Source organism: Amycolatopsis sp. cmx-11-32 (genome assembly GCF_047608695.1).
Taxonomy (GTDB): Bacteria; Actinomycetota; Actinomycetes; order Mycobacteriales; family Pseudonocardiaceae; genus Amycolatopsis.
Map to the genome: position 1 here is coordinate 152,627 of NZ_JADNQN010000007.1, position 23,191 is coordinate 175,817.

General features: G+C 67.8%; 24 protein-coding genes. 18 read left to right on the plus strand and 6 right to left on the minus strand.

The window, feature by feature from the left end:
* The 3 genes from ACM6LR_RS22500 to ACM6LR_RS22510 all read left to right on the plus strand — a co-directional run bounded on the left by ACM6LR_RS22500 (nucleotide 1) and on the right by ACM6LR_RS22510 (nucleotide 2,712).
* Nucleotides 1-450, plus strand: a complete 450-nt coding sequence (locus ACM6LR_RS22500; RefSeq protein WP_414940383.1) for an acyl-CoA thioesterase — start codon at nucleotides 1-3, stop codon at nucleotides 448-450.
* Nucleotides 450-1,025: a flavin reductase family protein gene (locus ACM6LR_RS22505; protein ID WP_414940384.1), complete on the plus strand. Its 576-nt coding sequence runs from the start codon at nucleotides 450-452 to the stop codon at nucleotides 1,023-1,025. Before ACM6LR_RS22500 ends, ACM6LR_RS22505 begins: the two co-directional genes overlap by 1 nt.
* Nucleotides 1,026-1,170: 145 nt before the next feature.
* Nucleotides 1,171-2,712 carry an acyl-CoA carboxylase subunit beta gene (locus ACM6LR_RS22510; RefSeq protein ID WP_414940457.1) on the plus strand — a complete coding sequence of 514 codons (1,542 nt, stop codon included), beginning with the start codon at nucleotides 1,171-1,173 and terminating at the stop codon, nucleotides 2,710-2,712.
* 126 nt (nucleotides 2,713-2,838) lie between these two features.
* Here ACM6LR_RS22510 and ACM6LR_RS22515 read toward each other — a convergent pair whose 3' ends face one another.
* The 4 genes from ACM6LR_RS22515 to ACM6LR_RS22530 all read right to left on the minus strand — a co-directional run bounded on the left by ACM6LR_RS22515 (nucleotide 2,839) and on the right by ACM6LR_RS22530 (nucleotide 6,724).
* Nucleotides 2,839-3,561, minus strand: coding sequence for a helix-turn-helix transcriptional regulator (locus ACM6LR_RS22515; RefSeq protein ID WP_414944443.1), 723 nt, complete (start codon nucleotides 3,559-3,561; stop codon nucleotides 2,839-2,841).
* Between the two features lie 448 nt (nucleotides 3,562-4,009).
* The gene (locus ACM6LR_RS22520; protein ID WP_414940386.1) at nucleotides 4,010-4,861 is read right to left on the minus strand and encodes an alpha/beta fold hydrolase; all 852 of its coding nucleotides are present in this window, start codon (nucleotides 4,859-4,861) and stop codon (nucleotides 4,010-4,012) included.
* Between the two features lie 190 nt (nucleotides 4,862-5,051).
* Nucleotides 5,052-6,116, minus strand: coding sequence for a P1 family peptidase (locus tag ACM6LR_RS22525; RefSeq protein ID WP_414940387.1), 1,065 nt, complete (start codon nucleotides 6,114-6,116; stop codon nucleotides 5,052-5,054).
* Complete coding sequence (locus ACM6LR_RS22530) at nucleotides 6,113-6,724, minus strand: TetR/AcrR family transcriptional regulator (RefSeq protein ID WP_414940388.1); 612 nt, start codon at nucleotides 6,722-6,724, stop codon at nucleotides 6,113-6,115. Before ACM6LR_RS22530 ends, ACM6LR_RS22525 begins: the two co-directional genes overlap by 4 nt.
* Before the next feature lie 142 nt (nucleotides 6,725-6,866).
* On the opposite strand from ACM6LR_RS22530, the gene ACM6LR_RS22535 reads away from it, so the two are divergent.
* Nucleotides 6,867-8,249, plus strand: coding sequence for an APC family permease (locus tag ACM6LR_RS22535; protein ID WP_414940389.1), 1,383 nt, complete (start codon nucleotides 6,867-6,869; stop codon nucleotides 8,247-8,249).
* Here the strand turns inward: ACM6LR_RS22535 and ACM6LR_RS22540 are convergent.
* Complete coding sequence (locus tag ACM6LR_RS22540; RefSeq protein ID WP_414940390.1) at nucleotides 8,246-8,812, minus strand: helix-turn-helix domain-containing protein; 567 nt, start codon at nucleotides 8,810-8,812, stop codon at nucleotides 8,246-8,248. The two genes, ACM6LR_RS22535 and ACM6LR_RS22540, sit on opposite strands and share 4 nt — an antisense overlap.
* 68 nt (nucleotides 8,813-8,880) lie before the next feature.
* Between ACM6LR_RS22540 and ACM6LR_RS22545 the strand changes: the two genes are divergently transcribed.
* The 5 genes from ACM6LR_RS22545 (at nucleotide 8,881) to ACM6LR_RS22565 (ending at nucleotide 12,221) form a co-directional block, all read left to right on the plus strand.
* Entirely contained in the window at nucleotides 8,881-9,594 is a 714-nt protein-coding gene (locus tag ACM6LR_RS22545; RefSeq protein WP_414940391.1) for an AzlC family ABC transporter permease, read from the plus strand.
* Nucleotides 9,594-9,914 carry an AzlD domain-containing protein gene (locus tag ACM6LR_RS22550; RefSeq protein ID WP_414940392.1) on the plus strand — a complete coding sequence of 107 codons (321 nt, stop codon included), beginning with the start codon at nucleotides 9,594-9,596 and terminating at the stop codon, nucleotides 9,912-9,914. The genes ACM6LR_RS22545 and ACM6LR_RS22550 overlap by 1 nt, the downstream gene beginning before the upstream one ends.
* Nucleotides 9,915-10,108: 194 nt before the next feature.
* A complete protein-coding gene (gene pdxT, locus ACM6LR_RS22555; RefSeq protein WP_414944444.1) occupies nucleotides 10,109-10,738 on the plus strand; it encodes a pyridoxal 5'-phosphate synthase glutaminase subunit PdxT in 630 nt (209 codons plus the stop codon).
* Between the two features lie 51 nt (nucleotides 10,739-10,789).
* Nucleotides 10,790-11,539 (plus strand): YebC/PmpR family DNA-binding transcriptional regulator, encoded by a 750-nt coding sequence (locus ACM6LR_RS22560; RefSeq protein ID WP_414940394.1) that lies wholly within the window; start codon nucleotides 10,790-10,792, stop codon nucleotides 11,537-11,539.
* Between the two features lie 151 nt (nucleotides 11,540-11,690).
* Nucleotides 11,691-12,221, plus strand: coding sequence for a DUF4262 domain-containing protein (locus tag ACM6LR_RS22565; RefSeq protein WP_414940395.1), 531 nt, complete (start codon nucleotides 11,691-11,693; stop codon nucleotides 12,219-12,221).
* A gap of 377 nt (nucleotides 12,222-12,598) precedes the next feature.
* Here ACM6LR_RS22565 and ACM6LR_RS22570 read toward each other — a convergent pair whose 3' ends face one another.
* Nucleotides 12,599-13,045, minus strand: coding sequence for a cupin domain-containing protein (locus ACM6LR_RS22570; RefSeq protein ID WP_414940396.1), 447 nt, complete (start codon nucleotides 13,043-13,045; stop codon nucleotides 12,599-12,601).
* Nucleotides 13,046-13,131: 86 nt separating this feature from the next.
* On the opposite strand from ACM6LR_RS22570, the gene ruvC reads away from it, so the two are divergent.
* From ruvC to ACM6LR_RS22615, 9 genes are all read left to right on the plus strand, one after another.
* On the plus strand, nucleotides 13,132-13,731 hold the full coding sequence (gene ruvC / locus ACM6LR_RS22575; RefSeq protein WP_414940397.1) for a crossover junction endodeoxyribonuclease RuvC: 600 nt from the start codon (nucleotides 13,132-13,134) through the stop codon (nucleotides 13,729-13,731).
* Nucleotides 13,728-14,327 carry a Holliday junction branch migration protein RuvA gene (gene ruvA, locus ACM6LR_RS22580; RefSeq protein WP_414940398.1) on the plus strand — a complete coding sequence of 200 codons (600 nt, stop codon included), beginning with the start codon at nucleotides 13,728-13,730 and terminating at the stop codon, nucleotides 14,325-14,327. The genes ruvC and ruvA overlap by 4 nt, the downstream gene beginning before the upstream one ends.
* A gap of 8 nt (nucleotides 14,328-14,335) precedes the next feature.
* A complete protein-coding gene (gene ruvB / locus ACM6LR_RS22585) occupies nucleotides 14,336-15,412 on the plus strand; it encodes a Holliday junction branch migration DNA helicase RuvB (RefSeq protein WP_414940399.1) in 1,077 nt (358 codons plus the stop codon).
* A 145-nt stretch (nucleotides 15,413-15,557) separates the two neighbouring features.
* A complete protein-coding gene (gene yajC / locus ACM6LR_RS22590; protein ID WP_414940400.1) occupies nucleotides 15,558-15,956 on the plus strand; it encodes a preprotein translocase subunit YajC in 399 nt (132 codons plus the stop codon).
* 404 nt (nucleotides 15,957-16,360) lie between these two features.
* On the plus strand, nucleotides 16,361-18,061 hold the full coding sequence (gene secD, locus ACM6LR_RS22595) for a protein translocase subunit SecD (protein WP_414940401.1): 1,701 nt from the start codon (nucleotides 16,361-16,363) through the stop codon (nucleotides 18,059-18,061).
* Nucleotides 18,062-18,117: 56 nt separating this feature from the next.
* A complete protein-coding gene (gene secF, locus ACM6LR_RS22600; protein ID WP_414940458.1) occupies nucleotides 18,118-19,263 on the plus strand; it encodes a protein translocase subunit SecF in 1,146 nt (381 codons plus the stop codon).
* Between the two features lie 111 nt (nucleotides 19,264-19,374).
* Nucleotides 19,375-19,893 carry an adenine phosphoribosyltransferase gene (locus ACM6LR_RS22605; RefSeq protein ID WP_414944445.1) on the plus strand — a complete coding sequence of 173 codons (519 nt, stop codon included), beginning with the start codon at nucleotides 19,375-19,377 and terminating at the stop codon, nucleotides 19,891-19,893.
* A gap of 78 nt (nucleotides 19,894-19,971) precedes the next feature.
* Nucleotides 19,972-22,311 (plus strand): RelA/SpoT family protein, encoded by a 2,340-nt coding sequence (locus ACM6LR_RS22610; protein ID WP_414940403.1) that lies wholly within the window; start codon nucleotides 19,972-19,974, stop codon nucleotides 22,309-22,311.
* A 31-nt stretch (nucleotides 22,312-22,342) separates the two neighbouring features.
* Nucleotides 22,343-23,122 carry an enoyl-CoA hydratase/isomerase family protein gene (locus ACM6LR_RS22615; protein WP_414940404.1) on the plus strand — a complete coding sequence of 260 codons (780 nt, stop codon included), beginning with the start codon at nucleotides 22,343-22,345 and terminating at the stop codon, nucleotides 23,120-23,122.
* The last annotated feature ends 69 nt before the right edge of the window (nucleotides 23,123-23,191 follow it).

Genomic DNA, 23,191 nt, shown 5'->3' on the forward strand with positions numbered 1-23,191 from the left:
ATGTCCGGGTACTACGAGATCCGTCACATCGTCGGGTTCGAGGAGACGAACCTGGTCGGCAACGTCTACTACGTGAACTATCTGCGCTGGCAGGGACGATGCCGCGAGATGTTCCTCAAAGACAGGGCGCCAACGGTGCTGGAGGAGGTGCGCGACGACCTCAAGCTCTTCACGCTCAAGGTCGATTGCGAGTTCTTCGCGGAGATCACCGCCTTCGACGAACTGGCGGTGCGGATGCGGCTCGAGGAACTGACGCAGACGCAGATCCAGTTCACCTTCGACTACGTACTGCTGGGGCGGGACGGCGAAGAGACGCTGGTCGCCCAGGGCCGTCAACGCATCGCTTGCATGCGAGGCCCCAACACGGCGACAGTCCCGACCAGGGTTCCTGAAGCGCTCCGCGACGCGCTCGCGCCTTATGCGGTGTCGACGGCGGCGGTGAGCCCCTGATGAGCGGCGAGGTCACACCGGGGCCGAGGCGCGGCTCCCCGGTACTCGCCAGGAACCCGGTACCCACCCGGTTCCGCGAGACGATGTCCCGGTTCGCCACCGGGGTCACGGTCCTCACCACGGGTGGCGAACGGGTGCACGGGATGACCGCCAACGCGTTCACCTCGGTGTCGCTCGAACCGCCGCTGGTGCTGTGCTGTGTGTCCCGGGCGGCGGTGATGCACGAGGCGATCACCGCCACCGGGTCGTTCGGCGTATCCGTGCTGGGTGCCCGGCAACAAGATCTGGCGAAGTACTTCGCCGGCCGGTCGCGGCCCTTGGGCGCCGCCCAGTTCGACCCCGTGGAGTGGGTACCGGGTCCGCGTACCGGCGCCCCTCTGCTGACCGGCGCGCTCGCCTGGCTCGAGTGCGAACTGGTCGACGGGCACCAGGGTGGGGACCACTCCATCTTCGTCGGGTCGGTCCTGGCGTCCACCGTGGGCGCCGGGCACGACGCGCTCGTCTTTTTCGGCGGAGCCTTCGGGCAGACGGACCAAGGGCAGGGCGTGACCCGGCTCGACCGAGGAGGAACCTGATGCAGGCCACCGGATCTCCGGGCACCGCCCGGGAAGGGACCAAAGTGGACAGAACGCCGTGGCCGGTGATCTCGTCTTGAGCACCTTCGAGCGAGAAGCCGGTCCGAGGATCCCGTTCGAAGAGCGTGTCGCCTCGGTCGTGTCGATGCGCGAGCTGCGCGAACGGCGGGACAGCCTGCACCGGAACACGCTCGCCGGCGGCCACCCGGCCGTGGAACGACAGCGCGCGAGCGGGAAGCGCACCGCACGGGAGCGACTGGACCTCCTGCTCGACGAAGGATCGTTCGTCGAACTCGGCCTGCATCGCCGGCAGCTGCCGACAGGTCCGTTGAGTCCCCGTGAGCGGCCGCGGACCGACGGCGTGGTCGTGGGATCCGGGACGATCGAGGGCCGCCAGGTGTTCGTCTACGCCCAAGACTTCTCCATTTTCGGCGGCTCACTGGGCGAAGCGCACGCGGCGAAGATCCACAAGGTGATGGATCTGGCGCTGGAGACCGGTTCGCCGTTGATCGGGCTGAACGACAGCGGCGGTGCGCGGATCCAGGAAGGGGTGATGGCGTTGCACGGCTACGGCGGGATCTTTCGCCGTCAGGTCGCCGCCTCGGGCATCATCCCCCAGATCAGCGTGGTGCTCGGCCCCTGTGCGGGCGGCGCCACCTACTCGCCCGCGCTGGCCGACTTCACCTTCATGGTCCGTGACATCGCGAAGATGTACCTGACCGGCCCCGCGGTCGTGAAGGCCGTCACCGGCGAGCACGTCAGTCACGAGGAACTCGGCGGGGCCGGGGTGCACGGCGAGTCCTCGGGGGTGGCGACCTTCGTGTACGACGACGAACCGAGTTGCCTGGAAGATGTCCGTCACCTGGTCTCGCTGCTGCCGTCCAACAACATGGAACTGCCACCTCGCTCCGCCGCGTCGGGCGCGGACACGGACGTGCGCCCCCGGCTGGCCGAGATCGTGCCCGCGGATCCGGCCAAGCCCTACGACGTCCGTGACGTGATCGCGGAGGTGACCGACGACGGCGCGTACTTCGAACTGCACGAGGGCTGGGCGGCCAACATCGTGTGCGCGTTCGCCCGCGTCGACGGTGAGGTGGTGGGGATCGTCGGCAACCAGCCGATCGTGCTCGCCGGAGTACTGGACGCCGACGCGGCACAGAAGGCGGCACGCTTCGTGCGTTTCTGTGACGCCTTCGGTATACCTCTGGTCACCCTGGTGGACGTACCGGGCTTCCTGCCCGGCAGCGAACAGGAGCGCGGGGGCATCATCCGTCACGGAGCGAAGCTGCTCTACGCCTATTGCGAGGCGACCGTGCCACGCATCCAGGTGATCCTGCGAAAGGCATACGGCGGCGCCTACATCGTCATGGACTCCCGCTCGGTGGGCAACGACCTGTCCTTGGCCTGGCCCACCAACGAGATCGCCGTGATGGGCGCGGAGGGGGCGGTGGACATCCTGTTCCGCCGCGAACTCGCCGCCGTCGAAGACCAGCGGGAGCTGCGTGCCGAGCTGCTGGCGCACTACACCGAACAGCTGGTCCATCCGTACTACGCGGCCGAGCGGGGCCTGGTGGACGACGTGATCGACCCGGCGGAGACCCGGTCCCTGATCGCCAAGGGGCTGGCCATGTTGCGGGACAAGAGAAGGCAACCTTTCCGGCGGAAACACGGAAACGTGCCGCTGTAGGCCCGGTGGCCCGGTCCGCTCGCGGCGGGCACGATGCGCGGTATCGAAATACAAGAGAGGCTCGGAGCGAATCCGAGCAATTCTTGTATTTCGTGCCGAAAGCCGCGAAAAGGTGAAGCCGGAAGGCTATCCGACTTCCGTGAGTATCGACGACCTGATTTCCAGCAGGGCGAGCACCACTGGGGGATCGATCATTCGCTTGGGCGTGAGGGTCAGATGCACTGGCCCACAGGAGGCGCCGGCGCCTACTGTTATGGGGCCATATGCGCCAACCGACAACCCGAGGTCGTCATCGAGCGGGACACGTAAAACCTCATTGCGGTCCTTGGACAACGAGTGCGACAGCACGTACCATTCCCCGCTCGGAACGTCGTCGATGCGAAAGTGGCCCGGCCTGTCGAGCACGGTGCACTTGACCGGGCGTCCTTGGGGGATGCGGCCAGGGAACACGCCTACGAACACCACGCCGAGTTCGTCCGGGTGCTGTGCCGTGACCTTCCCGTGCACCACGCCCGGATTGTGGCTGTTCCTGCTGGTCCTGCCCTGGCAGCGCAGCTGGGCGACCCCGCCGCCACTCCGGTACTCGGTCGGCGAGACCCCGACCGCCTTGCTGAACGTCGTGCTGAAGGTGCCGACGCTGGAGTAGCCGACCAAATGGCTCACTTCGATCACGTTGATGGAGGTCGTCAGCAGCAGCCGTTTGGCCTCTTGCAGCCTGATGGCGGTGAGGAAACGCCCAGGGGAAATTCCGGTCACTCGCTGAAACATTCTTGTGAAATAAAACTTGCTGAACATGGCGACTCGCGCCAGATCTTCGACTGTCACCTTTTCATTGAAATTCTCGAACATGTATCCGACTGCACGATCAACTGCACGCTCGGAAGAAGTCATACTTTCCCCAGTCCCCTTGTGACAACCGAACTCGTAATCCCTTCAATGTCACTTTGAAACAGTACCAAGCGATTCAGGGGTCGTCAAAGGAAGCGATCTTCTTATCATGGTGACCGAACCTCGCACTAGTGATCGCGGACTTGTTCACCGCAACGGCCCATGGTGCAATTCGCAGAGTGATCCCTTTAGCGTCAAGGGTCTTACGTGGCCAAAATAAGGGAGGTCTCGAGGAGGTGCGGGACCGGGACGGACGTGACCCAAAGTGACCTTGATCGGGTGATACTCCCAGCACCGAGGCCGATAAGGGCACGGGGGAAGACGTGGGGCTCACGAGTGCCCGACGCGTTCGCGCCCCCGCCGGGCGCGACGGGATTCGATCCCCATCGCACCCGGGTGGCCAGCGGCGTCAATTCCGGGCGGTGTCCTGCAAAAGCCAGTCGAGCGCCTCGACCGCGGAGCCGAGGACCGAAATGTGCCCTTCGTCCGGCCGCAGCCAGAGCTTCGCCGAATCGCACCGGTTCGCCAGCCATTCGGCGTGCGCACTGGGCGCGATCCGGTCCTGGCCGCCGTGGATCAGCAGTACCGGCGGACGCACCTGCCCGAGGTCACAACCCCACTCCGCGACATAGGCCAGCTCGTCGTCCATCATGCCGCCGGGGTCACCCTGGATGGCCTTCTCCGCGACTTCACCCAACCAAGACCATTCGCCCGAAAGCAGGTCGTGGTCAGCGGGCGTGAACTCGTCCGGGTCGGACTCACTGTCGGAGAGGAAGTCTTCCAGCTGTGCCCGCCCCTCCGAAGCGGCGCGAAGCCTTCCCTCACCGAAGGCGGTCATCCCCGCGAACCAGTCGAGTCCCTCGACTCCCATCGGGGCCAGCCCGGAAACGCAGACCGCGCCCAGTACGCGCTCGGGCAGCAGCGCGGCGCACGCCAGCGCGTGCGAGCCGCCGCCGGAATGCCCCATCACCGCGAACTTCTCGACGCCCAGCGCGTCGGCGATCGCGGCCACGTCGGCTGCCACCGACGAGATGACCCGGCCGGGGTGGGGTGTCGATCCGCCGTAGCCGGGCCGATCGTGCGATACCCACCGCACGCCTCGTTCGGCCGCGGCGGCGAGCAGCGGCTCGGGTGGCGCGCCGACGTTCGGGGTGCCGTGATGCCAGAACACGAGAAGTCGCGTTTCGGTGTCGCCTGGGCCGGTGTCGTAGACGTGCAACGTGCGGCCGTCATTCAGTGCCAGGTCTGTTTCCGTCACCATGCGCAGAGCCTAGCCCAGGCAACCGCCCCGAATTCGACGGCCAAGCTTACGACGGAAAGGGAGAGTTCGTCGTTATCCGAGCACGGCCGAAAACAGTCGGCGAATGTATCAGTGGATCGCTTCTGCCGCGGCGCGGCATCGGGAATCGCCGCGCATTCCCCCGGAATCGGCTCCCGTGAGCAGGGCCCGCTCAGTCGCGCCAGCGTGCTGTCGGCAGTGCGGGGACTCGGTGACCTCGGTGGCCGGTCATCTCCTCGTTCGCGACGAGCGCGTTGAGCACGGCTTCTTCGGTCGCCTGCACCACGGCTTCGAAGAACGGGTCGAGCCTGCCCCAGGGAACGAACCGGAGGTTCTCGTACTCGGCTTCCTCGGTCCGGGGGAAGCGGCTGGTGAGCGAGCCAGGGTTCGCCGTGCTGAACGCGAGGAAGAGGTCGCCGGAGAAGTGCGAGCCCGCGGTGCCGGTGCGGGCGAGGCCGAGCGGGACCCGGCGCGCGAGCGAGGTGCATTGGCCCGGCAGCAGGGGAGCGTCGGTCCCCACGATCACGATCACCGACCCCGCGCCCGACGGCGCCGCCCATTCCTCCTCCATCGGGTTGTCCGCGCTCAGTTCGAGTCCGACCGGCTCACCGGCGACGGTGAGTTCGCGACGAGAGCCGAAGTTGGCCTGTACCAACACGCCCACGGTGTACTCGTCGCTCCCGTAGGACACCAGCCGGGAGGCCGTGCCGGTGCCGCCTTTGAAGCCGTAACAGGTCATCCCGGTTCCGCCGCCGACGGAACCCTCGTCGACCGGCCCGGTACGCGCGGCGTCGATCGCGTCGATGGCGTGTCCATTGTGGATGGTCGGCGCGGTGCTGTCGTTCAGGTAGCCGTCCCAGGTTTCGGCGACGACCGGCAGCAGCCACTCGGCCGCCACGTCGGGCCGTTCGCGCACTACCCAGTCGATCACGCCGCGGTGGCAGGCGCCGACCGCGTGGGTCGAGGTGATCAGCACCGGCAACGTCAGCGAACCGGTCTCGGCAAGCCAAGCGGTGCCGGTCATCTCGCCGTTGCCGTTGAGCGCGTACGTCCCGGCCGCGCACGGCACGGCGAAATCCTCGCGACCGCGCGGTAGCACGGCGGTGACGCCGGTGCGCACGGACTCGCCTTCGACGAGCGTCGTGAAGCCGATCTCGACGCCGGGGACGTCGGTGAGCGCGTTGTGCTCGCCGGTCCGGCCGGGCAGGGGGACACCCAGATCGCGGGCGCGGGTCATGAACGTTCCTCCAGGGGGTTCGTGGTGGCGGTACGGGCGTAGGACAGCAACATCGCTTCGGCCGTCGCGGTTTCCAGTGTCGGCACGGCTTGGGTGAGGTGCAGGCCGTAGCCGTCCTCCAGCGCGACGAGGTTCCGCGCGATCGACACCGCGTCCGCGGTCAGGGCGAACTCGCCGGTGGCCGCGCCGGCTTCGAGGATTCCGGTGTAGATCCGCACCTGCTGCTCGTAGAGCGTGATGTGCCGCGCGGCGTATACGGGATCGCGGCGGGCGATCGTGCCGAGTTCGTAGAGCAGCACGCAGAGTTCGTCGTCGGGGCCGGTGGGCAGGCCGCTTCGGATCATCGAGAGCAGTCGCTCGCCAGGGGCCGTCTTCGCGCTCGCGGCCTGTTCCCTCGCCGAGCAGAAGCGTGCCACCGCCTCGCGCTGCACCTCCTGGAGCAGATCGGTGAGGGTGGGGAAGTAGTACAGGACCGAACCCGACGACAATCCCGCGCCCTCGGCGATGTCCCGCAGCCGCAGGTTCAGCACACCGCGTTCGAGGACGGCACGTCTGGCCACCTCGATCAGTTCGGCCCGTCGCTCCGGTGCCTTGCTCGGTCTCGCCATACCCTCATTCTTCGAACCTTCTTCAAAAAACGCAAGGCCTGATCCGGATCAGGCCTTGACGTCACACCGCCAAGAGCCTTTGATGCGTGCTCAACAGTTCTTCGAAGGAGACTCAAAGAACACACCTTCCAGGAGGTCGGCCGTGTCCACTCCCGCCCTACGCCGCGGTCTACGCACCCTCGGCACGCTGCTCATCACGCTTTCCGCGATCAGTCCAGCCTCTTCGGTTTTCATCATCGCGCCGGGGGTGATCTCCGGCGCCGGGACGGGCGCCTTCTACAGCTTCGTGGCCGCCGCCGTCGTTGGCGTGTTCATGGCCTTCGTCTACGCCGAACTCGCGTCGGCCTTCCCGCTGGCGGGCGGGGAATACGCGATCGTCACCCGCACGCTCGGCCGATTGCCGGGGTTCGCCGTACTGGGCCTGATGATCATCACGCAGGTGCTCATCGTGGCGGTGATCGCGCTCGGCGTCGGCACCTACCTCGGCGTGCTCATGCCCGGCGTGCCCGGCCCGGTGATCGCCGCCGTGACCTGCGTGGTCGCGGCCGTCGTCGGGGTGTTCGACATCAAGCTCAACGCCTGGGTGACCGGTGTCTTCCTCGCCATCGAGATCCTCGCGCTGATCGTGGTCAGCGCACTCGGGCTGGTCAATCCGGCGCGGTCGTTCAGCGAACTGCTCGCGCATCCGGTCGCCTCCGACGGGAGCCCGGCGACGGTCGGCGCCATCGCGATCGCCACCTCGATCGCGATCTTCGCCTACAACGGCTACGGCTCGGCCGTGTACTTCGGCGAGGAGACGCAGGACGCTTCCCGCGGGATCGCCCGCGCGATCCTATTCGCGCTCGGTATCACGGTGCTCGCCGAACTGATCCCGGTGACCGCGGTTCTGCTCGGCGCGCCCGACCTGAACGCGTTGTTCGCCTCGGAGAACATGTTGTCCTACTTCATCGACTCGCGCGGCGGCGGAACGCTCGACACCGTGCTCGGCCTGGCGGTCGCGCTCGCGATCATCAACGCGGTGCTGGCGATCGTGCTGATCAGCTCGCGGATGCTGTTCAGCAGTGGCCGCGACCGCGCGTGGCCGTCGCCGGTCAACCGGGCGCTGGCCGCGGTGCACCCGAAGTTCGGGACGCCGTGGGTGGCCACCGTCGGCACCGGCCTGGTCGCCGCGCTGCTGTGCTTCGTCGACCCGAAACTGCTGCTCGTGGTGACGAGCACGTCGATCGTGGCGGTCTACGCGGCACTGTGCCTCGGTGCGATCGTCGGCCGCCGCACCGGCGCCACCGCCCACGCCAAGTACCGGATGCCCTGGTTCCCGGTCGCGCCGGTGCTGGCGCTCGCCGTGCTGGTGTTCGTCGTCTACCAGAACCTGCTCGACCCGGCGGTGGGACGGCCGAGCCTGATCGTCACGGCCTGCGTCGCCCTGCTGTCGATCGGGTACTACCTCCTGGTGCTGCGGCGAAAGGGTGGTTGGAAACTCGCCGATGTCACCGAAGAGGCCGAGCCCGCTGAGGTGCGTGACTAGGTGTACTCCGCGATCTCGACGCCGTACGTGCCCGGCTCGAGCGCCTCGAAGATGTGCGGGATGTCGCCGGGGTAGCAGATGTAGTCGCCGGGCAGCAGTTCGACCGGGTCGTCCCGCGGCCCGACCCTGGCCCGCCCGGCGCTGAGGATCAGGTGCTCGACGATGCCGCTCATATGCGGATCCGAGAGCCGGGGCTTCCCGGGCTCGGCGCGGATCAGGTAGACGTCGCGCCGGGCTCCGGGCGGACAGGAACTGAGCAGCGTGCACGCGTAGTCGGCGTGTTCGGCGAACACCGTCGGCCCGCTGCCCGAGCGGATGATCTGCACACGGGGGCGCTCGGGCTCGACCACCCGGGAGAACGGGACGTCGAGCGCGACACACAGTGCCCAGATCGTCTCGACGCTCGGGTTGCCTGCCCCGGACTCCAACTGGGAGAGCGTGGACTTCGCGATGCCGGCGCGTTTGGCGACCTCGGTGAGGGACAGCCCGGTGCGGGCGCGTTCCCGGCGCAGTGACGTGGCGATGACGTCCAGTGGTGCGCCTTCGGACGCGGTCGGGGACATGCGTTCGCTCCATCGGTCGTTGCGTTCGCCTTGACGAACGCGGGTACGTTCGTTCATTGTATGATGCTATGCGTTCGATATGGCGAACAACCACCCGTGTCCTGGGGCGCGATCTTCTCCGTGACATCGGACTGGTCTGCCTCGCCGACACCATCGTCGGCGTCTCCTACGGTGCGATCGCCGTGAGCTCCGGCTTCCCGATCTGGGCACCGATGCTGCTTTCGGTGCTGGTCTTCGCCGGTGCCTCGCAGTTCATGTTCGTCGGCATCATCGCCGCCGGTGGCAGCCCGGTCGCGGCCGTCGCGGCCGGGCTGCTGGCCAACGCGCGGCACCTGCCGTTCGGCTTCGCGATCGGCGACGTCCTGGGAAAGCGGTGGTCTTCGAGGGTCGTCGGCAGTCACCTCATGATCGACGAATCGGTCGCGTTCGCGCTGGCCCAGCGTGACGAGGCCCGTCGTCGCACCGCCTACTGGGTGTGCGGGATCGGGCTGTTCGTGTGCTGGAACGTCGGCGTCCTCGCCGGGGCGTTCGCCGGGACCGCGATCAGTGACACGGACGCCTTCGGTCTCGACGCGGCCTTCCCCGCGGTCCTGCTCGCGCTGGTCCTGCCGTCACTGCGCGACCGCGCCACCCGGCTGCCCGTGTTCGTCGGGGTGGCCGTCGCACTGGCCACGACGCCGTTCTTGCCCGCCGGCCTCCCGGTGCTTCTCGCGCTGGTCGGCGTGCTGGCCGGAGTGGCCGCGAAGGAACCCGCCGAACGTGAACCCGAGGGAGTGCGCTGATGGATCCGCTCGAACTGATCATCGCGGGCGGTGTGCTCGCCGTCGGAACCTTCGCCTTCCGGTTCGCGGGACCGGTACTGAAAGCCCGGTTCACCGTGTCGCCCAAGGCCGAGAAACTGATGGCGCGTTCGGCTGTCGTCCTGCTGGCGGCGCTGGTCGCGGTCGCCGCGCTCACCGAGGGGCACGAGTTCGCCGGGTACGCCCGGCCCGCCGGTGTCCTGGTCGGCGGCGTGCTCGCCTGGCGCAAGGCGCCGTTCGCGCTGGTCGTCGTGGCCGCCGCCGCGACCGCCGCCCTGCTGAGGCTCGCCGGGGTCCCCTGACCTGGTTGTTCCCCGGGACTGTTCGCGGTCTTCGCGCCCAGGTGGTCCCTGACGGCACGGGCGGATGCGGCCGAGTACGACCCGGTACGAGGCCGATCCGCCCGCACCGTCAGGAACCACCTGGATCACGAAGCCCATCGAACAGCCTTATCGGACACGGCCTAAGCTGGGGGGAAGGTCTTTCGGGAGGTCGGGTGGCGATCGCGACGGGGGCACGGCCGGTGGTCGGCGTGCTCGCACTGCAGGGTGACGTGCGGGAGCACGCCGAGATGGTGGAGCGCGCCGGTGCGCGGGCCCTGCCGGTACGCCGACCGAGCGAACTGTCCGAAGTGGACGGTCTGGTGCTGCCCGGCGGCGAATCGACCACGATGTCGAGGCTGCTGGAGACCTTCGAACTGCTCGAACCCCTGCGCGAGCGCATCGCGAACGGACTGCCCGCGTTCGGCTCCTGCGCCGGGATGATCCTGCTCGCCCGTCAAGCCCTCGACGGACGCCCTGACCAGCGGCAACTTGGCGGGCTCGACGTCGTCGTCCGGCGGAACGCGTTCGGACGGCAGGTCGACTCGTTCGAGGCCGACCTCGACTTCACCGGCATCGAAGGCGGCCCGGTGCACGCTGTGTTCATCCGTGCCCCATGGGTCGAAAAGGCGGGCGAGGGGGTGGAGGTACTCGCCAGCGTCCCCGAAATGCCGGGATCGGACGACACGGCCGCTAGGATCGTCGCGGTCCGGCAGGGGGCGGTACTCGCCACGTCGTTCCACCCCGAACTCACCGGGGACGAGCGCGTGCACGGGCTGTTCGTCGACCTCGTGCGGCAGGCTTAGGCAAAACCGACACTGTGCTCAGCGGCGGGCACAGGAGTAGATGGAGGAGAGATGAGCGGCCACTCCAAGTGGGCCACCACGAAGCACAAGAAGGCCAACCTGGACGCGAAGCGCGGCAAGCTCTTCGCCCGGTTGATCAAGAACATCGAGGTGGCGGGACGGACCGGCGGTGGCGACCCGGATGGCAACCCGACGCTCTACGACGCCATCCAGAAGGCCAAGAAGAACTCGGTCCCGCAGGACAACATCGAGCGCGCGCGCAAACGCGGCGCCGGTGAAGAAGCGGGCGGCGCCGACTGGCAGACCATCACCTACGAAGGCTACGGCCCGAACGGTGTGGCCGTGCTGATCGAATGCCTCACCGACAACAAGAACCGCGCCGCCATGGAGGTCCGGACCGCGCTCACCCGGAACAACGGCTCGCTCGCCGACCCGGGTTCGGTCTCCTACATGTTCAACCGCAAGGGCGTCGTGATCATGCCCAAGGTCGACGCCTCCGAGGACGACGTCCTCATGGCCGTTCTCGACGCGGGCGCCGAAGAGGTGAACGACCTCGACGAGAACTTCGAGATCGTCTCCGAGGCCACGGACCTCGTCCCGGTCCGGAAAGCCTTGCAGGAGGCCGGTTTCGAGTACGAGTCCGCGGATCTCACGTTCCTGCCGTCGGTCAGCGTCCCGCTGGACGTCGAGGGTGCGAAGAAGGTCTTCAAGCTCATCGACGCCCTCGAAGATTGCGACGACGTGCAGAACGTTTACGCGAACTTCGACGTCTCCGACGAGGTCATGGCCGAGGTTGGCTGACGGTTGTTCGTGACGACGTGCGGAACGTTTACGCACTGTGCCGGATTCCGCGTCTGCGACGAGGTCATGGCCGAGGTCGGCTGATCGTTTTTCCCGCCATGCCGCGGAAAATCCGTGCCGGGACTAGGTGCAGACGCGGACGTGGGGCAGAATGTCGCGCGTGACGACCTCCGAAGCCGATGCCCTTACCGCCGAAGAATCCGAACTCATCCAGTGGATCGAGTCGCAGGCGCAGGCGAGAGGGAACGCGGTCATCGCGGTCGAGGGGGACGAGGAGGAAGCTGCCTTCTGCTTCACCGCGTGCGCCTGGGCGCTGCACGGTGTCGCGGAAGCGGTCGTGATCGGCCTGCCCGAGCACATGGGGCCGGTCCTGCTCGACGCTTACGTCGACCGCGCGGCCGCCGGTGAGATCTTCGAGGTCGGCAGGCGCTACGACGATTTCTTCGAGGGCGCGCCGGTGCTTTTCGAACGGGTCGCGAAGGGGCACTATCCCGAGTACTTCGGGAGCGCGTTCCTGATCTACCCGGACGGGGACTTCCCGGCCCTGCAGATGATCGTCGCCACGCCCGACGGGCACTTCCCGTGGCACCCGGACGCGCCGGAGGGCTTCGCGCGGTACCAGCCGGTGCTGACCGAATCCGGTGACCCGGAGAGCTGGACGCCGGGCGTCGACGGTCCCTGAGGTTCGCGGTCCACCTGTCGCGAGTGGCGATTCGGGTGGCTGCCGGCATCGACGGTGGAGGAATGGGAACGTTCAGTGTCCCCATTCCTCCACCGTCGCGAGGCCGCTCCGGTGGCGGAGCTTCGTGAACAGAGGTTCAGGGACATATCCCCCGGCACACGCCCGAGCGGGGAAGATTCCGGACGTTGAACGTCCCAAATCCTCCCCACTCGGCCCCTCGCAGGCACAGGCGATGCCAAGCCCGGACCGCCACCAGCGGCTGCTGGTGCTGCTGGTGCAAAAGTGACGTTTCAAGGCGAGTGGAGGGGAACCTCGAGGGACTCTGGGTCCCTCAAGGAGTCCTTCACGGACTGGCGTGCGACCAGCCGCACGCGGGCTCAAGCAAGCCAGGGCGCCAGGTCCTCGGCGGCCCCCGGCCACTCCGCGGCCAAAGCAGCGGCGGAACGGAACTCCACACAGTCGTCCGTATAGGGCGGCACCACGACCGTCCCGAGCAAGCTCCACTCACCGGTACTCGTGGACGCCTGCCACACCCCGGCGGGCACCACCACCTGCGGACGCTGACCGGCCGCGACGTCCAGCCCCAGCACCGGCCGGGAGATCCGTCCGTCCGGGAACAGCAGCAGCATCCGCACCGGGGCGCCGGTGTGATGGGCGTAGATCTCCAGCCGGTCCAAACGGTGCGGCGCCGAGGTTTCCGGCGGCTCCAACAGATAATAGATCGCGGAAGCGGTCTCGTCGCGCCAGCTCTGTGCCCAGCGGCCACCCTCCACGGGCAGCGGCTGGAGACCCAGATGTGCGGTGATGTCGGCAGGCCTCGGCATGTCTCCATCCTGCCGTCGATCGCTCCGGGTAGCCTCAGGCTCGAACTGATGTTCGCCGTAGCGGCCGGAGCAGCGGAGGGAAACGCGTGCGGGTACTCGGGGTCGACCCCGGTCTGACCAGGTGCGGGTTCGGAGTGGTCGACGGCGGCACGGGTCGCGTCGTCCGCGCCGTGGCCGTCGACGTCGTGCGGACGCCGCCCGATGCCGACCTTTCCGTCCGCCTGCTGGGGATCTCCGACGCCGCCGAGCGGTGGATGGATCGCTACAAGCCCGAGGCCGTCGCGGTGGAACGTGTCTTCGCGCAGCACAACGTGCGCACCGCGATGGGTACCGCGCAGGCGGGCGGTGTCGTCGCGCTCGCCGCGGCCAAACGCGGGTTGCCGGTCGTGTTCCACACGCCGAGTGAGGTCAAAGCGGCCGTCACCGGCTCCGGCCGCGCGGACAAGGCGCAGGTCACCGGTATGGTCATGCGGCTGCTCGGCCTCGAGGTCAAACCGCATCCGGCGGACGCCGCGGACGCGCTCGCGCTCGCCATCTGCCATCTGTGGCGCGAACCGATGCGTGTCCGGCTCGCCGAAGCCGAAGCCAGGGCGGCCGAGCTCGCCAAGAACCACAAGGCCAGGCTCGCCGCCGCGGCACAGCGCGCCAAAAAACACGAAGCCAAAACGCAGGGAGCGGCTCGATGATCTCCTCGGTACGCGGAGGAATCCTTTCCATCAGCCTCGACCACGTCGTGATCGAAGTCGGGGGAGTCGGCTTCGCCGTGCAGGCCACCCCCGCCACCCTCGCGACGCTTCGCCGCGGCGAAGAGGCGATGCTGCACACCGCGCTCGTGGTCCGCGAGGATTCCTTGACGTTGTTCGGTTTCGCCGACGCCGACGCCCGCGAACTGTTCGGCCTGCTGCAGACGGTCTCCGGGATCGGCCCGCGGCTCGCGTTGGCGACGTTGGCCGTCCTCGATCCGGACAAACTGCGGTCCGCGCTGGTCGAAGGCAACATCACCGTGCTCACCCAGGTTCCCGGCATCGGCCGCAAGGGCGCCGAGCGGCTCACGCTCGAACTGCGCGACAAGGTCACCGCGCTCGCCGGCCCCACCGACGGCTCACCGGTGGTCACCGCGCCCGGAGCGCTGCGGGGAGAGGTCATCGAGGCGCTCGCGGGTCTCGGGTTCCCGGCCAAACAGGCCGAACAGGCCGTCGACAAGGTGCTCGGCGAGGGCGACGGGCACACGACGTCTTCCGTGCTGCGCGCCTCGTTGGCCACCCTCGGGCGTAAGCGGTAGCTCGCCACATGGACTATGAGGCCGTGACGGATTTCGAGGCCGACGACGAGACGCTTTCGGCGCTGCCGCAGACCGGCGAACGAGAGGTCGAGACCACGCTGCGTCCGCGCAAACTGGACGAGTTCATCGGTCAGCCGCGGGTGCGTGAACAGCTCGAACTCGTACTGGAGAGTGCGCGACGCCGGGGTGTGCCGCCGGACCACGTCCTGTTTTCGGGCCCGCCAGGACTGGGCAAGACGAGTATGGCGATGATCGTCGCGGCCGAACTCAACGCCGCCATCCGGATCACCTCGGGTCCGGCGCTGGAACGGGCGGGCGACCTCGCCGCGATGCTGTCCAACCTCGCGCCCGGCGATGTCCTGTTCATCGACGAGATTCATCGGATCGCCCGCCCCGCCGAGGAAATGCTGTACCTCGCGATGGAGGACTTCCGCGTGGACGTCGTCGTCGGCAAGGGCCCCGGTGCCACCAGCATCCCGCTGGAGATCGCGCCGTTCACCCTGGTCGGGGCGACCACCAGGTCCGGTTCGCTGACCGGCCCGCTGCGTGACAGGTTCGGGTTCACCGGCCAGATGGAGTTCTACTCCGACAGCGAACTCGAACTCGTCGTCCGCCGGGCGGCGACGATCCTGGAGATCCCCATCGATCGCGATGGCGGCGCCGAGATCGCGCGCCGCTCGCGGGGCACGCCCCGGATCGCGAACCGGCTGCTGCGCCGGGTGCGCGACTACGCCGAGGTCCGCGCCGATGGGCACGCCACCCGCAAGGTCGTGCGCGCCGCGTTGGAGGTCTACGACGTCGACGAACTCGGCCTCGACAGGCTAGACCGCGCGGTGCTGACAGCGCTGGTCCGCTCCTTCGGCGGCGGCCCGGTCGGTGTGTCGACACTGGCCGTCGCGGTCGGGGAAGAACCGACTACCGTCGAAGAGGTGTGTGAGCCCTACCTGGTCCGCGCCGGTATGCTCGCCCGCACTCCTCGCGGCCGGGTCGCCACAGCGGCCGCGTGGGAACACCTCGGCCTCCCGGCCCCGGCCGGTGCCACCCGCGGCGAGCAGGGTGGCCCGAACCTGTTCGACCAGGACTGACCGGACCGGTAACGCCGTACGAGGCCCATGGTGATGACGGGTGGTGGTGGAGTTTCCGCTGGCACCTGGCACACTCGGGTAGAGCACACCCCGCCAAATCGGACATAACAGCGCACCGCGCGGCGTCCGCTCGAAATGGAGAGTCATGAACCAGTTATTGCTGCCGCTGCTCCTGATGCTCGTTGTGGCGATCCCGCTCGTCATGGGCACCCGTAAGCAGAAGAAGGCGGCGGCAAAGCAGCAGGAGCTGCTCTCGAGCCTCGCTCCCGGTGACCGGGTGATGACCACCTCTGGTCTCTACGCGTCCGTCGCCGACGCTTCCGCCGACACCACGATCGATCTCGAGATCGCCCCCGGCGTCGTGACCACCTGGCTCCGCCAGGCCGTTCGCGAGAAGATCGAGCCGGTCGTCGAGACGGACGAGGACATTCTCGACACCGATGAGGTCGTCGAAGTGCCGGTCGTCGAGTCGAAGGACGAAGAGCGCGTCGAGGAGAAGTCCGGCGCGCAGATCGCTCCTCCGCTGGAGCACGGCAAGAAGTAGCACCGGGACATCCGGTGAACCCGCGACCGCGATCGACGTCGCCACGGCGCAGTCTGGACTGTCCGCCCACAGTCGGCGGACAGGGCGCCGTGGCACCGCGATAGCGGGGCCTTCGGCCGGGGCGGGTTCGAGTCCGGTCACTTCTGGTGGGGCCGTTTCAGCTCCGCCGGCAAGGGGCCAAGGCCATCCCCGACACCAGACTTTCGTAGGTGCGGGGGCAACGCCGGGCTCACGCAGCACCGAGTACTGTCTCGGTGCTGCGTGCGTGTCCGTCGTCATAGTCGTGCCCGTTCACCGGGCATCGTCGTCGAGGCAGGTTCGCGGTACCACCGGACTCCCGTCCGGTGAGTGAACAGCCAAGTCCATTGGGGAACACCCAGTCCGTCCGAGGAGACCGAAGCACAGTGGCCGCACCGGCCGGGCATCTCCGCCCGGGACGCTATCTCGCCTTCTTCGCCCTGATCGTGGTCGCGCTGTACGCCCTGGTGTTCTTCACCGGAAGCGGCAAGCCGACGCCGAAGCTCGGCATCGATCTGCAAGGCGGCACGAGGGTCACCCTGTCCGCCCGTAATCCTGACGGCGGCGACCCTCCGCGAGAGTCCCTCGAACAGGCACGCTCGATCATCGAGCGCCGGGTCAACGGTATCGGCGTCAGCGGCACCGAAGTGGTCCTCGACGGCAGCAACGTCGTGATCACCGTTCCCGGTGAACAGGGCGACCAGGCCAAGACCCTGGGCAAGACCGCGAAGCTGGGCTTCCGAAAGGTCGTGACGTCGCAGCCGGTGACCCCGGCCCAGCAGCCGTCGCCCCCGCCCACTTCGGGCGCGCCTTCGTCGGCGCCGCCCGCGTCGTCGGGTGCCCCGGGCGCGAGCGCTCCGCCGAGCAGCCCGGCCAACGGTGGCGGTGGTGCCGCCGGCGCCCCGCAGCAGCCTGGTGATTCCGACGAGCAGACCAAGAAGGAGATCGAGGACGCCCGGAATCTCCGGCAGAGCCCCGATCTGCTGTCGACGGACCAGGCGAAGCAGGCCGCGGCCGCCGAGAAGGCTTTCGCGGCCCTCAACTGTGACCCCAAGGTGTCGGACCCGTTGGTCGGCAACGACCTCGGCGACCGGCCGCTGGTCGCCTGCGGTGACAAGAACACCATGAAGTACCTGCTGGAGCCGGAGTTCCTCCCCGGTACGGAGATCTCCGACGCCTCCTCGGCCTACGACACCCAGAACTCCCAGTGGGTCGTCAACCTGAACTTCAAGGGTGACGGCTCCCGCATCTGGGGCGACTTCACCTCGAAGAACGTCCAGAAGCAGGCGGCGTTCGTCCTCGACACGCAGGTCGTTTCCGCGCCGACCATCCAGTCCGCGATCCTGGGCGGTCAGACCCAGATCACCGGCCGGTTCAGCCAGTCCGAGGCGAAGGACCTGGCGGACGTGCTCAAGTACGGTTCGCTGCCGCTGTCGTTCGAGTCCTCGGACGCGACGACCGTGTCCGCGACGCTGGGTCTCGCGTCGCTGCAGGCGGGCCTCATCGCCGGCGGTATCGGCCTGCTGGCCGTGTTCATCTACTGCATGTTCTACTACCGGCTGCTCGGCGTCCTGACGATCTTGTCGCTCGGCTTGTCGTTCATGATCGTGTACGGGGTCCTGGTGCTTCTGGGGCGGTGGATCGGCTACACCCTCGACCTCGCGGGCGTCGCGGGCCTGATCATCGCGATCGGTATCACCGCGGACTCCTTCGTCATCTACTTCGAACGATTAAAGGACGAGATCCGCGACGGCAGGTCGTTCCGCTCCGCGGTTCCGCGTGGCTGGTCCCGTGCCCAGCGCACGATTCTCGCGGCGGACGCGGTCAGCTTCCTCGCCGCGGCGGTCCTCTACTTGCTGGCCGTCGGTGACGTGAAGGGCTTCGCGTTCACTCTCGGCATGTCGACGGTCCTCGACCTCGTCGTGGTCTACCTGGTGACGCACCCGCTGGTCGTGATGGTGTCGCGGTCGAAGTCGAAGTTCCTGTCCAATCCCAAGAACCTCGGTCTCGGCGCCGTGCAGCAGGTGGGTTCGGACCTCAAGGCCGCTCGCCCCGTCCCCGGCCGTCCGAACGTGAAGGAGGCGTGACCGTGGTCGACGACAAGAACACCACCGCGACCAAGCGCGAGAGCGTCTTCCGCCGCATGTACGTGGGCACCGGCGCGTTCGACGTGGTCGGCGCACGCAAGCGCTGGTATCTGTTCTTCGGCGCACTGGTGCTGGTGTGCATCGCATCGATGGGTGTCAAGGGCTTCAACCTCGGCATCGACTTCGAGGGCGGCACCCAGATTCAGATGCCCGCCAACGGCAAGAACGGGCAGATCTCCGAAGAGCAGGCCAAGGAGGTCTTCGGGGACGCTCTTGGCAAGCCCGCGAACGAGGTGCAGAAGGTCGGAACCGGCGCCGCCTCGACCATTCAGCTCCGGTCGGAGACGTTGGACGCGGCCTCGGTCGGCAAGGTCAAGCAGGCGCTGTTCGAAAAGCTCGGGCCCATCGGCTCCGACGGACAGGCGAGCGTCCGCGCGATCAGCGACAGCGCGGTGAGCGCTTCCTGGGGTGGGGAGATCTCCCGGCAGGCGTTGATCGCGCTCGGCGTGTTCCTGCTGGCGGTCACGTTATTCCTGGCGTTGTACTTCGACCCCCGGATGGCGGCCGCGGCCTTGGTCACCCTGCTGAACGACATCGTGGTGACGGCAGGTGTGTACTCGCTGATCGGCTTCGAAGTCACTCCGGCGACGGTGATCGGTCTGTTGACCATTCTCGGTTTCTCGCTGTACGACACGGTGGTGGTGTTCGACAAGGTCCGCGAGAACACGCGCGGCCTGCTCGGCCTGACCCGCCGGACCTACGGGGAAGCGGCCAACCTGGCGCTGAACCAGACGCTGATGCGGTCGTTCAACACCTCCCTGATCGCGGCACTGCCGATCCTCGGCCTGCTGGTGATCGGCTACCTTCTGCTCGGCACCGGCACGCTGCAGGAACTCGCGCTGGTGCAGCTCACCGGCACCGTGGTCGGCGTGCTGTCGTCGGTCGCGCTGGCGACGCCGCTGCTGGTCGACTTCAAGATGCGTGACCCGAAGTTCCGGCAGCAGGCCGACAGGGTCGCCGCGCGGCGCGCGAACCAGGCCCGCAAGGCCGTCGATCGCGAAGACGCGGACTTCGACCCGAACGACGAGGACGCCCTGTCCGCCGAACTCCGCAAGGAGAAGGCGTACGCCGCCGCGGCGAGCGTCCCGGCGCGGAACCAGAAGGCCCACAAGGGCCGTCCGCAGGGCAAGCGCAAGAGGTAATCGGTCGCCCGGGCAGGAGATGAACGGGACTTTCCTTGCAAAATTTGCAAGGAAAGTCCCGTTCATCTCGTCCGGGGGCAGGCTGACGAGAACGCGAGAGCAGGGAAGTACATGGAGCTGGACAAGGCACTCGACCTGATCGCCGACGTGCCGGACTTCCCGGAGCCGGGCGTGCTGTTCCGGGACCTGAGTCCGTTGTTCGCCGACGCCGTCGGTTTCAAGGCCGTCACCGACGCGCTGGCGGCCACCGTCGATCCCGAGGTCGACCTGCTGGCAGGCGTGGAAGCGCGCGGGTTCCTGCTGGCCGCCGCCGTCGGGTACTCCCGCGGTCTCGGCGTCGCGGTGATCCGCAAGCCCGGCAAGTTGCCCAGGGTCGCGGGCAGGGTCGACTACAAGCTGGAGTACGGCACGGCGACCGTCGAACTGCCCGAAGGCATCATCGAGCCCGGCCAGCGTGTCGTGGTCCTCGACGACGTGCTCGCCACCGGCGGCACGGTCGCGGCGACGTGCACATTGCTGGAAGATGCGAAAGCGCAGGTCACCGGGGTTTCGGTGGTGATGGAACTCGGCGCGCTCGGTGGTCGTTCCGTGCTTGAAGGGCGTCGTGTGGAGGCCCTCCGGGTGTGTTGAACGGGCATACCAAGTGGGCCGCGAGGGGGAGCGGTTACCCTTGACGTCCGAAGGCCGCACGAAGCGCAGGAGGTGCGGGTGAGCCAAGAGCTCGATGCCGCGGTGTCCTCGAAGGACGGCACTGAGCAGAACGGTGCGGCGCGACAGGGGGCAGCGCCGACGCCATCCGCGACGCGCCGCGTCCGTGCCCGTCTCGCCCGCCGGATCACCGCACAGCGTGCCGCCCCGGTGAAGCAGGTCCTCGAACCGCTCGCCGTCATCCACCGCGAGCTGCATCCCAACGCCGACCTCGCGCTGCTCCAGCGCGCCTACGACGTCGCCGAAGAGCTCCACCGCGAACAGCGGCGCAAGTCCGGCGACCCGTACATCACGCACCCGCTCGCCGTAGCGACCATTCTCGCCGAACTCGGCATGGACACCACGACGCTGGTCGCGGCGCTGCTGCACGACACCGTCGAGGACACCGGATACTCGCTGGAGAGCCTGAAGACGGACTTCGGCGAGAAGGTCGGCGAACTGGTCGACGGCGTCACCAAGCTGGACAAGGTCAAACTCGGTACGGCCGCCGAGGCCGAGACCATCCGCAAGATGGTCATCGCGATGGCGCGTGACCCGCGGGTGCTGGTCATCAAGCTGTCCGACCGGCTGCACAACATGCGCACGATGCGCTTCCTGCCGCCGGAGAAGCAGGCCCGCAAGGCTCGCGAGACCCTGGAGGTCCTCGCCCCGCTGGCGCACCGGCTCGGCATGGCGACGGTCAAATGGGAGCTGGAGGACCTGGCTTTCGCCATCCTGCAGCCGAAGAAGTACGACGAGATCGTCCGCCTGGTCGCTGATCGCGCGCCTTCGCGGGACACGTACCTGCGGTCCGTAATCACCGAGCTGACCGGAAACCTCGAAGGCTCGCGGATCACCGCCAAGGTCGAGGGACGGCCGAAGCACTACTACTCCATCCACCAGAAGATGATCGTCCGCGGGCGCGACCTCGACGACATCCACGACCTGGTCGGCGTACGGATCCTGGTCGAGGACGTCCGCGACTGCTACGCCGCGATGGGCGTCGTCCACGCGCTGTGGCAGCCGGTCCCCGGCCGGTTCAAGGACTACATCGCGCAGCCGCGCTTCGGCGTCTACCAGTCGTTGCACACCACGGTGATCGGCCCGGACGGCAAGCCACTAGAGGTCCAGATCCGCACGTACGAGATGCACCGCACCGCCGAGTACGGCATCGCCGCGCACTGGCGGTACAAGGAAACCCGCGGCACCCACAGCGGCAACGGGGCCAACGCGGTGGACGTCGACGAGATGGCCTGGATGCGCCAGCTCCTCGACTGGCAGCGTGAAGCCGCGGACCCGGGTGACTTCCTCGAATCACTGCGCTACGAACTCGCCTCGCGCGAGATCTTCGTGTTCACGCCCAAGGGTGACGTGATCACGCTGCCAGTCGATTCGACCCCGGTCGACTTCGCCTACGCCGTGCACACGGAGGTCGGCCACCGCTGTATCGGCGCCCGCGTCAACGGCAGGCTCGTCGCGCTCGAGCGCAAGCTGGAGAACGGTGAGGTCATCGAGATCTTCACCTCGAAGGCCGAGACCGCGGGGCCGAGCCGCGACTGGTTGCAGTTCGCCGGTTCACCGAAGGCGCGCGCGAAGATCCGGCAGTGGTTCGCCAAGGAACGCCGCGACGAGGCGATCGAAGGCGGCAAGGAGGCCATCACCAAGGAGGTCCGCAAGGTCGGCCTCCCGATCCAGCGGCTGGTCTCCGCCGAGTCCATGGGCGCGGTCGCCACGGAACTGCGGCATCCCGACATCAGTTCGCTGTACGCCGCCGTCGGCGAGGGCCACACCAGCGCGAGACATGTCGTGCAACGACTGGTCGCGCTCATCGGCGGGGTCGACGAGGCGGAGGAGGAACTCGCCGAGCGCGCGACTCCGTCCACGGTCACCCGTCGCCGCGGCTCGAACGACGTCGGTGTCGTGGTGAAGGGTGCCGGCGACGTCTGGGCCAAACTCGCCCGCTGCTGCACGCCGGTGCCGGGCGACGAGATCCTCGGTTTCGTCACCCGCGGCGGCGGTGTCAGCGTCCACCGGACCGACTGCGCCAACGCCGACGACCTGCGGGCCCAGCCCGAGCGGCTGGTCGAAGTCCAATGGGCACCGTCGGCGTCGTCGGTCTTCCTCGTCGCGATCCAGGTCGAGGCGCTGGACCGGCACCGCCTGCTCTCCGACGTCACCAAGGTGCTCGCGGACGAGAAGGTCAACATCCTGTCCGCGTCGGTGACCACCTCGCGCGACAGGGTCGCGGTCAGCCGGTTCTCCTTCGAGATGGGCGACCCGAAGCATCTTGGCCACGTGCTGAAGGTGGTCCGAGGTGTCGAGGGCGTCTACGACGTGTATCGGGTCACTTCGGCTTCGTGACCTCAGGTGGGGCCCCGCTAGGGTTCGGGTCATGACTGACGGGTTCGATTTCACTCGTGACGGCGAGATCGCGCGGCTGACTTTCACCAGGCCGGAGAAGATGAACGCGATCACCTACGGGATGTGGTCGGCGATCCCGGAAGTGGTCGCGACGGTAGCGGCGGACCCGGCGATCAAGGTGCTGGTGCTGACCGGCGACGGCAAGCACTTCTCGGCGGGTGCGGACATCAGCGAGTTCCAGGACCTGCGGTCCACCGCCGACGCCGCGGAGACCTACGACAAGGCCGTCGACGGTGCCGTCGCGGCCCTGACGGCGTCTCGGAAGCCCACGGTGGCGATGATCCAGGGGAACTGCATCGGCGGTGGCTGTCAGATTTCGGTCGCGTGCGACTTCCGGTTCGCGGCGGAGGGCTCGCGCTTCGGCATCACGCCGGCGAAACTCGGCATCGTCTACCACTTCGACTCGACGCGGCGGCTTGTCTCGTTGGTCGGCCCGGCGCACGCGAAGTACTTCCTGCTCTCGGGTGAACTCGTCGACGCTCGGCGGGCTCGGGAGATCGGGCTGCTCAACGATGTCTTCCCGGTCGACGAACTGGAGGTGTCGACGGCGAAGTTCGTCGAGACGCTGGCTTCGCGGTCGCAGGCATCGGTGCGCGGGATGAACCGGATCATCGAGAAGATCGTTGCCGGACAAGAGGATTCGGACGCCGAGGTGGACGAGATCCGGCTCGGCGCCTTGCACGGCGAGGACTACGCGGAAGGGGTGGCCGCGTTTCTCGCGCGGCGGCCGCCGAAGTTCACCTATCGCTGAGGTCGGAGCTGAAGGGGACTTTCCCCGCATCGCACGCGGTGAAGGGCGCTTTGCCTGCATGCCATGCGG